Below are 737 nucleotides of genomic sequence, written 5' to 3'. Positions count from 1 at the left end.
CTTTAGGGCTAGCCTCGGATTAGAGACGTGGAGGTAGAGCACTGAATGGGCTAGGGGCCGTCTAGGTTACCGAACCTTATCAAACTCCGAATGCCATTGTCTTGATGTCCGGGAGTCAGACTACGAGTGATAAGATCCGTGGTCAAAAGGGAAACAGCCCAGACCATCAGCTAAGGTCCCAAAGTGTATGTTAAGTGGAAAAGGATGTGGGATTTCTAAGACAACCAGGATGTTGGCTTAGAAGCAGCCACTCATTTAAAGAGTGCGTAATAGCTCACTGGTCGAGAGGTCCTGCGCCGAAGATGTCCGGGGCTCAAACATACCACCGAAGCTATGGATTTTTAGAGGTTGGATGTTGGAGGTTAGAAGTTAGAATGATAAATGGATATAGGGATTTGAGGATATATAAGAAATCTTATGAATTAAGTCTAAGAGTCCATTTGCTAACGCAAAAGTTTCCAGAGTATGAGAGATATGAATTAGGAAGTCAGCTAAGAAGGGCAGCAATGTCTATACCATTGAATATAGCCGAAGGCTATGGCAAGAAGAATTCAGAAGCTGATTTTAAGAGGTTCTTGAGGATGGCGTTAGGTTCTAACAATGAAGTTGGAGTACTTTTAGATATGTGTCATGATTTAGGTTATATAGGAAAATCGACCTATGAAGAACTATCCAAAGAGTACGATATGCTTGGAAGACAGATATATTCAACAATAGAGAAGTGGAGTAACTCCAAC

Annotated in this window: 1 protein-coding gene and 1 rRNA gene; both read left to right on the top strand. The window is 42.2% G+C overall.

What is annotated here, in order from left to right; translation table 11 throughout:
- Positions 1 to 440, top strand: a 23S ribosomal RNA gene (locus tag N2041_RS14505); the annotation flags it as partial.
- Positions 441 to 737 (top strand): four helix bundle protein (locus N2041_RS14500; protein WP_297679310.1); only part of this gene is annotated, 297 nt, incomplete at its 3' end.

The organism is Tepidiforma sp. (genome assembly GCF_026419595.1).
Lineage (GTDB): Bacteria > Chloroflexota > Dehalococcoidia > Tepidiformales > Tepidiformaceae > Tepidiforma.
The sequence above is the reverse complement of the archived record's forward strand: the minus strand, read 5'-3'. Positions and strand labels throughout refer to the sequence as shown.